At 41.8% G+C, this 14,585-nt stretch carries 12 protein-coding genes and 1 pseudogene; 8 read left to right on the forward strand and 5 right to left on the reverse strand.

What is annotated here, in order from left to right; all coding sequences use genetic code 11:
* Window positions 1-41 precede the first annotated feature (41 nt).
* Window positions 42-1,265: a TRC40/GET3/ArsA family transport-energizing ATPase gene (locus HWQ58_RS04775; RefSeq protein WP_292858461.1), complete on the reverse strand. Its 1,224-nt coding sequence runs from the start codon at window positions 1,263-1,265 to the stop codon at window positions 42-44.
* Window positions 1,266-1,517: 252 nt separating this feature from the next.
* Between HWQ58_RS04775 and HWQ58_RS04780 the strand changes: the two genes are divergently transcribed.
* The 3 genes from HWQ58_RS04780 to HWQ58_RS04790 all read left to right on the forward strand — a co-directional run bounded on the left by HWQ58_RS04780 (window position 1,518) and on the right by HWQ58_RS04790 (window position 5,675).
* Complete coding sequence (locus tag HWQ58_RS04780; RefSeq protein ID WP_292858464.1) at window positions 1,518-4,775, forward strand: WD40 repeat domain-containing protein; 3,258 nt, start codon at window positions 1,518-1,520, stop codon at window positions 4,773-4,775.
* Window positions 4,776-4,783: 8 nt separating this feature from the next.
* Window positions 4,784-5,230 carry a VOC family protein gene (locus HWQ58_RS04785; RefSeq protein ID WP_292858467.1) on the forward strand — a complete coding sequence of 149 codons (447 nt, stop codon included), beginning with the start codon at window positions 4,784-4,786 and terminating at the stop codon, window positions 5,228-5,230.
* A 106-nt stretch (window positions 5,231-5,336) separates the two neighbouring features.
* On the forward strand, window positions 5,337-5,675 hold the full coding sequence (locus tag HWQ58_RS04790) for an NIL domain-containing protein (protein ID WP_292858470.1): 339 nt from the start codon (window positions 5,337-5,339) through the stop codon (window positions 5,673-5,675).
* A gap of 6 nt (window positions 5,676-5,681) precedes the next feature.
* Here HWQ58_RS04790 and HWQ58_RS04795 read toward each other — a convergent pair whose 3' ends face one another.
* Together HWQ58_RS04795 and cysE are read right to left on the reverse strand one after the other, a co-directional pair.
* Window positions 5,682-6,272, reverse strand: coding sequence for a Crp/Fnr family transcriptional regulator (locus HWQ58_RS04795; RefSeq protein ID WP_292858473.1), 591 nt, complete (start codon window positions 6,270-6,272; stop codon window positions 5,682-5,684).
* 331 nt (window positions 6,273-6,603) lie between these two features.
* Window positions 6,604-7,329, reverse strand: a complete 726-nt coding sequence (gene cysE / locus HWQ58_RS04800) for a serine O-acetyltransferase (protein WP_366837361.1) — start codon at window positions 7,327-7,329, stop codon at window positions 6,604-6,606.
* Window positions 7,330-7,542: 213 nt separating this feature from the next.
* On the opposite strand from cysE, the gene HWQ58_RS04805 reads away from it, so the two are divergent.
* Both HWQ58_RS04805 and cysK read left to right on the forward strand, forming a co-directional pair.
* Complete coding sequence (locus HWQ58_RS04805) at window positions 7,543-8,025, forward strand: Rrf2 family transcriptional regulator (protein ID WP_292858759.1); 483 nt, start codon at window positions 7,543-7,545, stop codon at window positions 8,023-8,025.
* Between the two features lie 18 nt (window positions 8,026-8,043).
* A complete protein-coding gene (gene cysK / locus HWQ58_RS04810) occupies window positions 8,044-9,006 on the forward strand; it encodes a cysteine synthase A (protein ID WP_292858476.1) in 963 nt (320 codons plus the stop codon).
* A 787-nt stretch (window positions 9,007-9,793) separates the two neighbouring features.
* Here the strand turns inward: cysK and HWQ58_RS04815 are convergent.
* On the reverse strand, window positions 9,794-10,480 hold the full coding sequence (locus HWQ58_RS04815) for a cadmium resistance transporter (protein WP_292858479.1): 687 nt from the start codon (window positions 10,478-10,480) through the stop codon (window positions 9,794-9,796).
* Between the two features lie 554 nt (window positions 10,481-11,034).
* On the opposite strand from HWQ58_RS04815, the gene HWQ58_RS04820 reads away from it, so the two are divergent.
* On the forward strand, window positions 11,035-11,697 hold the full coding sequence (locus tag HWQ58_RS04820; protein ID WP_292858482.1) for a cadmium resistance transporter: 663 nt from the start codon (window positions 11,035-11,037) through the stop codon (window positions 11,695-11,697).
* Between the two features lie 273 nt (window positions 11,698-11,970).
* Window positions 11,971-12,927 (forward strand): hypothetical protein, encoded by a 957-nt coding sequence (locus tag HWQ58_RS04825; RefSeq protein ID WP_292858485.1) that lies wholly within the window; start codon window positions 11,971-11,973, stop codon window positions 12,925-12,927.
* A 43-nt stretch (window positions 12,928-12,970) separates the two neighbouring features.
* Here HWQ58_RS04825 and HWQ58_RS04830 read toward each other — a convergent pair whose 3' ends face one another.
* Complete coding sequence (locus tag HWQ58_RS04830) at window positions 12,971-13,768, reverse strand: sulfite exporter TauE/SafE family protein (RefSeq protein WP_292858488.1); 798 nt, start codon at window positions 13,766-13,768, stop codon at window positions 12,971-12,973.
* Window positions 13,769-14,277: 509 nt separating this feature from the next.
* Between HWQ58_RS04830 and HWQ58_RS04835 the strand changes: the two are divergent.
* Window positions 14,278-14,481, forward strand: a pseudogene (locus HWQ58_RS04835) (hypothetical protein); the annotation flags it as partial.
* Window positions 14,482-14,585 lie beyond the last annotated feature (104 nt).

A 14,585-nucleotide genomic window follows, 5' to 3' on the forward strand; every position in this document is an offset into this window, starting at 1 on the left:
TGCTAGATGCAAGTTTTCAGCTTACCTGCTTTGTATACCAATTAGATAGCTAGGGCAGTTATTTGATATGGTTCGTGTCCTAAACTCAGACCAAAGGCATCACCCAAGGAGTGGGCTGGATCGATAGAAACCATGCGAATTTTACGCTCAGGATGTTGTTGAGCCATAGCCCAACCAATCGCAGCTGCTACTATGGTCTTGCCTACTCCACCTTTACCGCCAATTAGTAACAGGCGACGACCTTTGCTCAGAAAATCTCCAAAGCTAGGAGGAATTTTTTCAGGCCATTGAATTGGGAGTGGATGAACAGGAGATAGCGGTTCAAGCTGAGGAATATGGATTTGGTTGATCAGATGGCTGAGGGCTACAATTCCCAAAGGCTCCTCATCTTGTTGTGGCATAATAAACATCGGCTTTCCGCTAGCAAGAGCCGTATACTGGCTGATGAGCGGTTGTTGTTCTTGGTAACGATCTGGGTCAGTCGCACTGGCAAGGACTTGGTTAACAAACAACCCTCCGCAAGGAACCTGCATGGTTTGTAAGGCTTCTAGGAATCGTTTTGATTCCAACCAACTCATTGCTTCGGCGATCGCAACTAACAAACAAGCAGTATGGGTGGGATCTTGAAGCAGACGACGACCTTGCCACAGTTCAGCTTTCAGGGTTTGCAAAAATTCGTCAGCGCGATCGGGTGTGTAACTTCCAGCAAAGGTCTTGCTAATAAACCGATGCTTTTCTTGAAACAGTTCAAGAGAGTGGAGGAAAGTGTCTAAAAAGTCCATCAATCCAAACAAATTGAGAGTATGACCACTAGGAGCCATATCTACTACTACTCGATCTACCTGTTGCTCCTTAAAAAGCCGTTGGATCTCTAACAAGCCCATCAACTCGTCTAGTCCAGGCCAATTTAAATCCCAAACTGGAAGCAAGTCTTCTCCTTCAACAAAACTACCGCGCTCCACTAACAGTTCTAACACCTGACCATAACGTTCTTTAAACTCTTGTAGCAGACGCTTTGCATCCAACGCCCTTACTAGTAGATTGGGTAGTTCCGCTATGGGACGAGGAATGTCATCAACGCTAACTTGTAAGACATCTCCAAGAGAGTGAGCCGGATCGGTTGATATTAAAAGAATTTGCTCATTGACAAATTTCTGCGCCCAACGACATGCAAAGGTGCAGGAGATTGTCGTTTTTCCGACTCCACCTTTGCCGCTAAACATAGCAAGGTGTAGGTTATCAAAAAGTTCCATCCCGTTTGTCATTTCCGGCGTTTTAGGATAAAGTTACTACAGATTTTTGAAAGTTACTTAAGTAATTTTGCTGAATAAAGCTATTTAAAACCTTAATCTTTCACGGATGGGATTTACAAAACTTCTATCCTATAGGGTGGCGACAGGGAAAGCTTCACAAGAGAATGTGTAATTAATTTTGTTGAAGTCCTTACAAAGATTAGCCGAGGAACTATAACTGAGGGAAAGATTTAGCCAGAGGGTGTCCAAAGGTAAGGAGATAAGATGGTTAACAGTTCTGAAGGCGATATAAATATTGGGTGTAATGTCCAAGGTATTTCTGAATACAACTTTTTTTCTGACATTAAGTCTGAGGACATTCATCCTTGTCCACTCAAAACAGACTCTCCCTACTTAGGACTAAAAACTTTTGAAATTAAAGATAAAGACAAATTTTTTGGTCGGGAAGAGTGGATTGCTAATCTGGGCGATCGCTTAAAAAAAGATAATATACTCTTGCTTTTAGGAGCATCAGACAGTGGCAAATCATCATTGATTCGGGCAGGCTTAATTCCTTATTTAGGATTTAATAAAAATTCATTAATTAATATAAGTTTTCACCCAGATGAAAATCCTTTTAAATCTATTTATCAGTGTCTGGCTTTTACTTATGGTAAAAAATCGCAAATAGCCGATATTGCTCGAAAAATTAGAGAAGATTTGCTAATACAAATTGTCACATTCCTCAAACAAGATTATCAGTGCGTTCTAATTTTTATTGACCAATTTGAAGAACTATTTACGAAAACTCAAAAGCCGGAACGTGATAAATTTGTTGCTAGTCTCTTTCAACTGTTTCAGCAGCAGGATAGTTCTGTCAAAATTGTTTTAACAATGCGATCTGATTTTTTGGATAGATTTAGTGAGTATCCTCAACTTGCGAAGATTCACGATCGCTATAGTTGTATACTCACTAGAATGAGCGATGGCGAATTAAAATTAGCGATCGCTGAACCTGCTGCTAGAAATGGCGTTACCTTTGAACAAGGATTAATTGAGCAAATTATTCATGATTTTCACCAACAAAATGATTATTTACCACTTCTGGCATACACCTTAGATATGCTGTGGGAAAGGGAAAATATTGCAAACCGGGTTCTGAAGACAAAGACTTATAAAGAACTAAAAGAGCAAACTTTTGGTTATTTAAGCGAACAAGCTAATCGATTTATTAATGCTAGTGTTGGATGGCACGATCGCCAGGAACAAGAGATTCAAAAGTTAAACCTTGCACTGACTGAATTAAAACTGCGCGAGCAATCTGCCAGGGTTTTGAATTTACTTCCTGTCCAACCACTAGAGGGTTTGGTGCTGGCAATTCAAACAATGGGTGAGAATCTAGAGAAATACCCAAACCAGCTTCTAGCTTCTGTTTTGGGAAGCTTAAAGGAAGCAATGAACACACCCACAGAGACAAATAGCTTGCGCGGACACGAGCAAGAGGTGAATTGTGTAGCCTTTAGTCCTGATGGCAATTTTATTGCCAGTGGTAGTAGTGATTCTACGGTGTGCTTGTGGAATATCATTGGCAATCCTACTGCTCAATTTTTGTTGGGGCATGAGCAAGAGGTTAATTGTATAGCCTTTAGTCCTGATGGCAAGTTTATTGTTAGTGGCAGTATTGACGGAATTTTGTGTTTATGGGATTTACAAGGTAGTCTCATTACTCAACCGTGGCAGGGACATGAGGAAGGAATTATTTCCGTCGCCTTTAGCCCAAATGGCGATGGCTGCGCCAACCGCTCCGGGGTACGCATTGTCAGTGTTGGTTTTGACGGAACAGTGTGTTTGTGGGATTTACAAGGTAACGCCATTACTCAACCCTGGCGCGGACACAAGGAAGGAGTTATTTCCGTCGCCTTTAGCCCAAATGGCGATCGTATTATCAGTGTTGGTTTTGACGGAACAGTGTGTTTGTGGGATTTACAAGGTAACACCATCACTCAACCCTGGCACAAACATCAGGCGAAAATTATTTGTGTCGCCTTTAGCCCTGATCGCAAGTTTATTGTCAGTGGTAGTAGTGATTCTACAGTGCGGTTGTGGGACATACAAGGTAATCCCATCGGTCAACCTTGGCACGGGCATGAAGGACATGTAAATTCTGTAGCGTTTAGCCCTGATGGCAAGTTTATTATTAGTGGTAGCTGCGATCAAACAATACGCTTGTGGAATATCAATGGCAACCCCATCACTCAACCTTGGTACGGACATGAAGGACAGGTTAATTCCCTAGCCTTTAGCCCCGATGGCAAGCTGATTGTCAGTGGTGGCGATCAAACTGTGCGTTTGTGGGAGCTACATCAAATACTACAAGATCGGATCATCGGGCGATCGCAGCGCAAATATGAGAATTGGGTCAATTCTGTCGCCTTTAGCCCTGATGGTCAGTGGATTGTCAGTGCCAGCAATGATTCGACAATCCGCTTGTGGGATATTAAGGGCAACCCGATCACTCAACCTTGGCGCGGACATGAAAAAGAAGTTAATTCTGTCGCCTTTAGCCCTGATGGTCAGTGGATTGTCAGTGCCAGCAATGATTCGACAATCCGCTTGTGGGATATTAAGGGCAACCCGATCACTCAACCTTGGCGCGGACATGAAAAAGAAGTTAATTCTGTCGCCTTTAGCCCTGATGGTCAGTGGATTGTCAGTGCCAGCAATGATTCGACAATCCGCTTGTGGGATATTAAGGGCAACCCGATCACTCAACCTTGGCGCGGACATGAAAAAGAAGTTAATTCTGTCGCCTTTAGCCCTGATGGTCAGTGGATTGTCAGTGCCAGCAATGATTCGACAATCCGCTTGTGGGATATTAAGGGCAACCCGATCACTCAACCTTGGCGCGGACATGAAAAAGAAGTTAATTCTGTCGCCTTTAGCCCTGATGGTCAGTGGATTGTCAGTGCCAGCAATGATTCGACAATCCGCTTGTGGGATATTAAGGGCAACCCGATCACTCAACCTTGGCGCGGACATGAAAAAGAAGTTAATTCTGTCGCCTTTAGCCCTGATGGTCAGTGGATTGTCAGTGCCAGCAATGATTCGACAATCCGCTTGTGGGATATTAAGGGCAACCCGATCACTCAACCTTGGCGCGGGCATGAGTATTGGGTAAATTCCGCAGCTTTTAGCCCTGATGCTAAACTGATTGCCAGTGGTAGTCTTGATGGAACAGTGCGCTTGTGGAACTGTGGGTGGCAAAAATGGTTGCAAGTTTGCTGCAACAGGTTACATTATCATCCCGTCTTTCAAAATCTTGAAAATGGCAGTGATGTAGAAATTGCCCACCAAACTTGTCAAAAATATGTATGGAATCCACAATGCCCTAAACAATTGAACAACCAAGGTGCAGCAAAGCTAAAAGAGAAAGCTTTTTTAGCAGCTTTGGAGGACTTTAACCAAGCAGTTCAACTTAATTTCACATCGCACTGGAAACATCCCCTTGCTTGGCAATCAGTACCCACAGAGAACCCAGGGTAAATACATCCGTGACAGAGGTAATAAACTGCGATCGCTCTGTTGATTTCTATAGGCAAGCACTTGCTTTTGAACTCGTTTCTAACATCATTGTTGAAGGACAGGATTACAGCGACCTAGAAGGTGTAACTGGGGCAAAAATTCGCATTGTCACCTTGCGATTAGGAGATGAACTCACGTTAATGGAGTATCTCAACATTGAGAGAAAATCCAACCCCAGCGATTCGCAAAGCAATGACCTGTGGTTTCAACATCTGGCAATTGTAATGAGTGACATGGATCGTGCTTATGCACAAGTGCGTTCATTTCCCATTGAACCCATTTCAGTTGCGCCGCAGACAATACCACCTGATAATGAAGCATCTGGTGGTGTCCGTGCCTTCAAGTTTAAAGACCCTGATGGACATGATTTAGAGTTAATTTGCTTTCCTCCTGACAAAGGAAAAGATAAGATGTAGGTGAAATCATTGCTGCTGAAAGAAGAAACTAACTAGTGACTACCGATATGGTTGGATTTGTCTAGCGTTTATAGCGATCGCTAATTAATAAAATCATCACTATCCAATGGCAGGACTAAATAACCAAAAAACCAATTCTCAAAACAGATTATCACTGGTTTCTTCAGTTTACGAAAAAAGCCAAGTTACTCAGATTCGTCTGCGGATACATATTCCCAAATGCTATCTGCAAGCACCCGTGATTTCGCAGTTAATTTCTACTTATGGCTTGGTAGTTAATATTACCAACGCTATGCTACAACCAAATGCAGATGCAGAAGGATGCTTTGACATTGAACTGCGGGGAACAGTGCCACAAATTGCTAGCGGTTTAGCTTACCTAGAATCCTTGAATATTAGAATTGTGGGCAAGCCGAATGCTGACGGCGATAGTTGGTTTTACTGAAATAATTTAAATTTCATAGTACCAAATTTCTTCTTCTCGCAACACAATTCGATGTAGAGAAAGACGATTAATCAAGCCCTCTTGCTCAAACTGCCCAAGAATACGAGTGATAGTCACACGAGTTGAACCGAGCATTTCCGCCAGGTCTTCATGAGTCAGACGCATATCTATTAAACGTCCCTTCTCAACTTCCGAACCAAACTTTTTGGATAACCATGCCAATAGCTTGATGAGCATAGTATCGACTTTTTTATGGCTACGAATGATCGTCAATTCTTGAGCCTGTTGGATATGGGCAAGTAGAGTTTCTGTTAGTTCAGTCCACTCCTCTATAGGTAAAACTGTTGCCTCCACTTTAGTTAGGCATTCCATCTGATAAGGTTCTAATTTTGACAAACTCTTACCAACGACATCTCCAGGTCCCCACAATCCTAGAGCAACAGTTGTACCATCTTCCAGATAACTAAAAGTTCTCACAAAACCCGTTTCAATCTTCCAAAGGTCGTTATGATGCTCTGGTAGAAATGACCTACGGGCAAAAAGTTGCTTAGTATTGTTACTGTTTGAACTAGAGAAGCTTGTGTACAAAGACACCATATTATATAAAACTATTCTCCGATAAATGAACCGTAGTATTATATTTATATCAGGTTCTAAGAACCTATGGGTATTTTAAAGAGGGGAGAGAGAAGTAGGGGAGCAGAGAGGCAGGGGAGACAAGGGAACAAGGTGACAAGGTGACTAAAGTTAGAACTTGCAACAAGTCTTTCCCTTCCCCTTGTCCCCAATTCTCCTTGTCCCCAAGTCTCTTTTCAATGCCCAATGCCTTTCAGGAGTGCCTCGGCTTAGAGTGCTGAGTGGGGAATCTCACTTCTTTACTCAGCACTCGGAACTCAAAACTCGAAACTGTTTTGCCCCATTCCCTAAATTAAATTCCCGCACCATCAAGAAAATCTTCAATCATCCCATCAGATTTGCTCTTAGGGTTGTCGGTTAATTCGTCGCCAACCTCTGTTGAGGACAAACTTGATTGATCTTCTAATTGCTCAAACTGTTTCTCTAGAGACTTGACGCGTTCAAATAAAGCGCGGATTACTTCAGCTTCTACGTCGCGTACTTTATCATGATCCAGAACATTGCTATTTAAGTTGTTCTGACGAGTTACGCGCCCTGGAATCCCAACTACTGTAGTGTTACTAGGGACATCTCGTAGCACCACAGAACCAGCTCCAATACGGACGCGATCGCCAATTTGAATATTTCCCAATACTTTCGCACCCGCTCCCACAACCACATGAGAGCCTAAAGTTGGATGGCGTTTACCGCTTTCTTTCCCAGTCCCGCCAAGGGTGACACCTTGATAAATCAGAGCATAATCCCCTACGATCGCAGTCTCACCAATCACTACTCCCATGCCGTGATCGATAAACACTCCCTGACCAATTAATGCCCCAGGATGAATTTCAATTCCGGTAAAAAACCTACTAAGATGAGAGATGAATCTTGGTATGAAGGGAATTCCAATTTTATACAGCCAGTGCGCCAATCGATGAAACACTAGAGCTTGGAGTCCAGGGTAACAGAACAATACTTCTAGCCAGTTACGGGCTGCTGGGTCACGCTCAAAAATGGTTCGCAAATCAGTTAGTAGCATACTCTGTTGAGATTTTTGTTGGTAAGTGAGGCTCTGAAAACAGAAACTCAGGATAATTCCCAGAAAAAGATCGAGTCCTTTATAGGAATTGTGTCATTTCAAAATCTACGGTAAGTCGATAGATTATAGTGTTTTTGTGGGTAATAAGTGGGATGCTATCACATTCCACAGTTGAAAAAAATTAATTTCGCATAAACTGCGATAAGTCCCTAAATTCACCGTAGTATATTGAGTACAGTCTTGAATAGCCAAAACTACGCTCTCTTGGATCTGTCTTCCAAAGTGGAATACGCGCTGCTGGCACTCTTAGAGCTAGCAAGCCACCACGGGAAAAAACTTCCTCTAACCATGAGCGAGATCGTTGCCAAGCAACCCATACCTGAGCGCTATCTGGAACAAATTTTGACCAACCTCCGGCGTGCTGGTGTGGTGCAGAGTCAACGCGGCTCTAAAGGAGGTTTCGTTTTAGTTCGTGAACCTTGGCAGATTACAATACTTGAAATTGTCACTTTGGTCGAAGGCGAGCGGAAAGAGAAAGATACCTCTAACTCTTCCACTCTAGAAAAGACTCTGATACATGAAGTTTGGGAGCAAGCTAACGCTGCCTCAATTGAAGTTTTGGGTCGTTATACACTCCAAAACTTGTGCGACGAAAGAGAAACTCGCGCCCAGCAGAGTCCAATGTATTATATTTAGACACGACGGAGTACCCACATGCGGATAGCAAAAGATATCACAGAGTTAATCGGACGGACTCCTTTAGTTCAATTAAACAAGATTCCCCAAGCTTCAGGAGCGGTTGCTCGGATTGTGGTGAAGCTAGAAAGCATGAATCCAGCATCTTCTGTGAAAGACCGGATTGGCGCGAGTATGGTGGAAACGGCAGAAGAAGCAGGCTTGATTCACCCCGGAAAAACTGTTTTAGTAGAGCCAACTTCTGGAAATACAGGAATTGCGCTAGCGATGGTGGCAGCTGCCAAGGGCTACCATCTCATTCTAACGATGCCTGACACAATGAGCCACGAAAGACGATCTATGCTCAAAGCTTATGGCGCTCAACTAGAGTTAACGCCAGGGGTAGAAGGGATGCGAGGAGCGATCGCTCATGCAGAACAGCTTGTAGCTCAAACGCCCAATGCTTATATGTTACAGCAGTTTCGCAACCCTGCTAACCCGAAAGTTCACGCCGAAACCACAGCCGAAGAAATTTGGAATGACACCGATGGAGAGGTAGATATTCTCGTGGCGGGAGTGGGTACTGGTGGAACAATTACGGGAGTTGCAGAAGTTATTAAAAAACGGAAGCCGAGTTTTCAAGCGATCGCAGTTGAACCAAGCAACAGTCCGGTATTAACAGGTGGTAAATCAGGGCCTCACAAAATTCAGGGTATTGGCGCGGGATTTATCCCAGCAATTTATCGTTCAGAAGTGGTAGATGAAGTGATTCAGGTAGCGGATGAAAAAGCGATCGCTTATAGCCGTCGCCTCGCAAAAGAAGAAGGATTACTATCGGGGATTTCTAGTGGCGCTGCTTTATACGCGGCTATTCAAGTGGCACAACGTCCAGAAAATGCAGGTCGCCTCATCGTCATGATCCAGCCTAGTTTCGGCGAACGCTACCTCAGCACCTCACTATTCAAAGACCCAGAGGAGAATGAGTGGTTGAGTAAAGTTTAATATTTGATTTTGTAGCGTGTGTTACACCTATTGGATAGTTGATTAGTCACAATATATAGCGGTTTCCATTCAGATGCGGTACAACATTATATTGCGAGGTGTAGGGGCACGGCACTGCCGTGCCCCTACACCTCACGTAAACGAGAACCGCTATATACAGTGCAAATCATCATTTGACAAAAGTTAAGCATACGCAATGGTGATAAGCGATCGCTTCACTAATTGAGCTTAGAGGATGTTTTAAAAGTCCACTTGTCGGTATCAAAAGTTCTAGATCCTTCTAAATTCCCCTTAAAAAGCAGGGCTGTTTCATTCCCTAAAACACCATGATTTACAAGGGTATCAACCAAAAAAATCAGGTAATTCAAAAATTTTATTTGCTCATAACCCTAGCGTTCGTACTTAATATATTGGTTGAAACAGTGATTTTTCTTTTTCCTACTACCTAAAGTTTTTGGCTGATACTGTTGACAAAATCCTTAAGATAGCGAATGAAACAGCCCTGCTTTTTAAGGGGGTAAGGCAGGGTAGTTTCATACAAGCAGAGAAAAACTAAAACTGGGTTTCAAAGCCTCTCCCCCTGTGGGGGAGAGGAATGGAAGTGAGGGAAAAAGCCTGGACATAAAACGAGAAATCAAGACTTATGTATTTTTCTTTTTTCGTATGAAACCACCCTGGCTTAAAAAGGGGGTAAGGGGGATCAACCAATATTTGATACTTCTCAGACATCCTCTAACTATTAACCGGAAACAGAGCATCTTCAATTCTGCTCCTAAATTATTTGTTGTTAATGGCTAGCAACATCATTTTTTACCAAAACTGTTAAACAGCAACAACTAGCAGCTAACTTAATTGGACTCAAAGCTTCACTTTTTAATACAATAAAAGCGCCTAATCCTATAAGCACAAAAGGCACAAGATTATTAACATAGCGAGTCAATACACTAGCTATGACTCTGTTATTAGTTAAATTGTATGCAGCGTAGCACCAAACTCCTAACAAGAGAAAAAATAATCCGATAATTACCACAAAACTCTCTAAGTTGCTGCTAGCAAATAAAGGTATATAGACACTAATATTATCGCTACCATTGGCAATTGTAACGGCTGCCACACTATAAGCTTGGGGAGAAAAAAAACTAGTAATTGTTGATGCTTCAGCTTCTTCTGTTGCAGCTACAACTTCTTTTAATGAATCTTCTTCGCGATTCACTAAACTGCTGATACCTATGGACATTGGTAGTAAACCAAGTAATCCAATCCAGCTTTTTGATAAAACTAACCCACCAAATAAACCAGGAAGACTAAGAATTAACAGAACCGTAAAACCTAGAAACTGACCAGTAACTATATGCCGAGGGCGAAAGTTAGCATTTATTTGAGAAAAAAACAATAATAGAATAACAATATCATCAATATTAGTAGCAATGAACGCAATTGACCCAGTAGTAATTGCAGTAACTAACTCGTTCATATTTTGTGGGTTTTTTTATCACTAAAACTTGGTTTATTGTTTAAGTATTACTTAGTGTAATTCCAAACCTACCATAGTTTTGAGGCTAGGGAAGCTGTTGTGGTGGTTGTGGAGTTAGGGTTGGATAACTTCGATTATTATTCCGTTTTCTACGATGACTATGATTAACTTTTGGTTACATACTTGTAAATTTTCCCGCCGGCTTACTTGTGAGGATAATTACTTTGTCATTTTAAAGCTTAGTTGTGCTATAGGACTGATATTTTATTTTTGAAAAAAACTCAGTACATCTTTATTCCTTCTTCCCAGTCCCTAGTCCCCAGTCCCCAGTCCCCAGTCTCTACGAGTAATTCAGGAATCAAATCAGATTGCTATAGAAGGTTAAAATAATTTGTAATTGAATTAGTTGGTAATTTAGACCCCAACTTTCTTCTAGACCGCCAATAAATATAATTTGGTGGGGGACTTCAACCCAATAATTACGAATTACGAATTACGAATTACGAATTAGTGAATTTGGTATGGTGATAAATTGTAGGTTCTAAAAATCCAGCATGAGTCAGCTAGGGACAGCCTTCAGTGAAGGGATAATTGCCTTCATCGCCACTAACATAGATGACATCATTATCTTGTTAATCTTTTTTTCACAGGTAGATGTTAACTTTCGGCGGCGGCATATCTTACTCGGTCAATATCTGGGTTTTACAGCCATTATCATCGCTAGCTTACCAGGATTTTTTGGGGGATTGGTTGTACAGCGAGAATGGATAGGATTGTTAGGATTGTTACCAATAGCAATCGGAATTCAACAATTAGTATCTAGAAAAGAAGAAACTATAACAGTTCAGACAGTCAGTAGTGATTTTAGACAGTCTAGACCTACTAACCCAGTATTGTCTTTTATTTTGAGTGTTTTGCATCCCCAAACTTATAAAGTGGCAGCAGTAACGATCGCTAATGGTGGTGACAATATTAGTATATATATCCCTTTGTTCGCAGGTCACAATCTTGTCAGTTTGGGAGTAATTCTAGGTATATTTTTTATCATGGTAGGGGTTTGGTGTGCGATCGCTTATTTTTTAAGCCGTCAACCTACTATTGCTGATATTTTAAATCGCTATGGTAACGCTGTTGTACCTTTTGTGTTAATTGGCTTGGGTCTGTTCATTATGTATGAACGAGGTACATTCACTCTACTACCTTGGGTAAGAAGTTAATCAATATTGAATGCTGGATTTCGTGGGATTGAACGATGAAGACTCCAATCTGAAATCTAAAATTTGTCATAGAAATATGCACAAAATCGTTAGTGTTCGATCTTCGGAGAAAAACTTCTTGTTTACCAATTCTTAACCTAGATGAGGTTGAGTATCAATATAATAGTCTGACTTATTAAAAGCTGTGTAATGCAATACTCCCTTATCTCTGCGATTAGGTGCAATCCTATCCGTTTTTGCCCAAACATTCAATCTAGTTTTTATCTGATTTCAATGATCACCCCATTTTTGTGCTTTACCTCAGCACAAGCACAGATAATCGGACAAGATATCACTTCAATTACTACTGACACTGCTTCGTTTCCTACTATATCTATTACCAAAGTTGCAGGTGACAGCGAATTTGCAGGCAATACTTTTACTCTCAACTTCGGGGGGCAAATTCAATCAATTACAGGATTGACAACCATAGGAGGCAGTACAACATTTAGATCCATCCCTGCTTTTGTGCAGATTCGTCGTAACCCCGCCACAGATAACAGAAAGCTAGCTTACTACCAAGGCAGTTTTGATTCTTCCTCTAATACCTTTGACTTTCTTAGTTTGGGCCCACTTCCAGAGAAAACGCTGTTTAGTATCAACAATATCTTGGCAGGCCCAGATAACGTTTTTACTAACACAGGTGCAAATTTAGGTGGCACACTTTACAACGGTAACGCTAGTATCGAGCGCCTTGACTTTGTACTTGTTAAACCTGTGAAGGCAAGTAATAAAATTCACTTTACCGTCTTCGAGCGTGGATTACCTACTGGACACGATGGTTTCGGTATTGCGGCGATTACAAGTGTGGATAAACAAGGAAATCCCACTTCCTACGGGCCCATTTACGTGATAGCAGCTTCCACCTGGGGTAAAACACCGTTACAAGACCCGATTCCCCAATATTATTTCCTAAACAATGCTGCCAAAAATAATCCTGGAATTTCCATAAACCCCGCACTCACTATTCCACCGAACCAAGTTTTAGGAGGTCTTCTGATTCGCACCGACGAACTTGTGTCACAGGGAAAAAAGGTCTACGGCTACTCGCTGTTTGGCCCTGATGTTACTTGCACTCCCAAAACACTGCTGAATGTCGCTAATTCTTGTTTTCCTACGAATACTGGAACGAACGGAGGGATAGATTTAGCCGCACCTAATCTCGGTGCCGTTTTTTTGGAGAATGAGTGAGCAGCGAAAAATTTTTATAACCAAACTCTATTACCGAGTTTTGTCAAACCTGATGAACTAATTTCCAACTTACCATCATCAAAATGGTATAAATGATAAACCGTAGTGGGCGTTGCGGAGCTACCTGGCAGATTTTAGCGCCTACTAACACCCCCGGAACAGAGCCTAGCCATATAGGTACTACCAAACTCCAATCAACTGTTCCCAAACTCAGATGACCAAGGGCTGTAAACAACAGTAAAATTGCTGCGTGTGAAATATCTGTACCCACTAACTTCCGCGCATCAAGGCGGAAAAACCCAATCAGCACTAGGGCAAACATTGAACCTGATGAGACGCTAGTTAGACCAACCAAACAGCCTAAAATTGCTCCCAAAGTAATTGTCATAAATCGACCAAAGTTACTTTCTAAGTCTAACTTTGGCAGTTCGGGTAAATTAAATTTGGGGAAAAAAGTCAATAACAACAATTGCACTAGTGCTAACACTGTGACTAGCAAAATCATTCCGCCAAGCAAACGGAGCAAGATATTATCCAGGCTATACTCACCTGTATGTTTAATGAAGTGCAAAATCCCCACTCCGAACAATGAGCCTGGAACACTCCCAAATGCCAGCCATTTGACAACTTCTGTGTCAAGGGTTTTCTGTTCCCAATGCTTGACGCTACCAACAATTTTCATTAAGGTGGCGGCCACAACATCAGAACTCACAGCGATAGAAGGCGGAACCTGAAAAATAAAAATCAACATTGGGGTGATGAGAGACGCTCCACCAATTCCCGTCAAACCAACGATGATACCAACAAAAAAGCTTAAGAACGGTAGTAATAAATAGTGCATACTCTTCGGGGGTTTCAACAATTAGTTATCAGTTATCAGAGTCCTGTTGAGTCTCTCACTTCTATAAGTGAGCAGCGTCGGTAGGGGTTGATTAAATCCCCAAACGAAGCCTTAATAACTTTTCACTGACTTAACTACGAGCAGCTAGAGAGCAGCAACTCAGCCAAACTATAGCCTAGTGCTAGACAGGGCTAGTTATGACAAGTTATTGTCTTTCTCAAGGATTCCTGGACAACTTAAAACCTGTCTGGAAGTTTTTGTAAGCATGACGACTGGCATTTAGTTGAAACAGACTTTGATAACTGCTTATTGGTCAGTCGCTCTGCTAAACTCAACTTCTAACTAGGTTTTTCTGCGGTTTTACATATAAAAGCACGTAAAGCGATGCACTTACCGTATTTTACTAGTAAGCATGATCAAACGTCCAGCGTATTCGCGTTGTATATCGCTCAATTATCTGGAAAATACACCGCAGTCCGTCAAACTCACTACGGACTGGTTGCTCAAAAATTTACCTACAAGTTAATAAGCATAAGGATAATTCCAAATTTTGTTTTTGCAATCCAGTCAAAATCCTGTTTGACAAAGGTCAAATCGCCAACATTGCTGCTGAAATTCCTGATAATGCCAAAATCCTGATTACTTATGGTAGAGGTAGCATCAAAGCTAACGGCATCTATGACCAGGTGAAGTCTGCATTGGCTGGACGAAATTGACAGCATTGCATGGTTTGGATCGTGCTCAAACTTTGGCTATTGTGCTAGATAGCACCCTGACAATTATGCGCGATCGCAAATGGCAAAAACTCTTACAGTAT

This window comes from Nostoc sp. LPT, from assembly GCF_017115165.1.
Taxonomy (GTDB): domain Bacteria; phylum Cyanobacteriota; class Cyanobacteriia; order Cyanobacteriales; family Nostocaceae; genus Nostoc.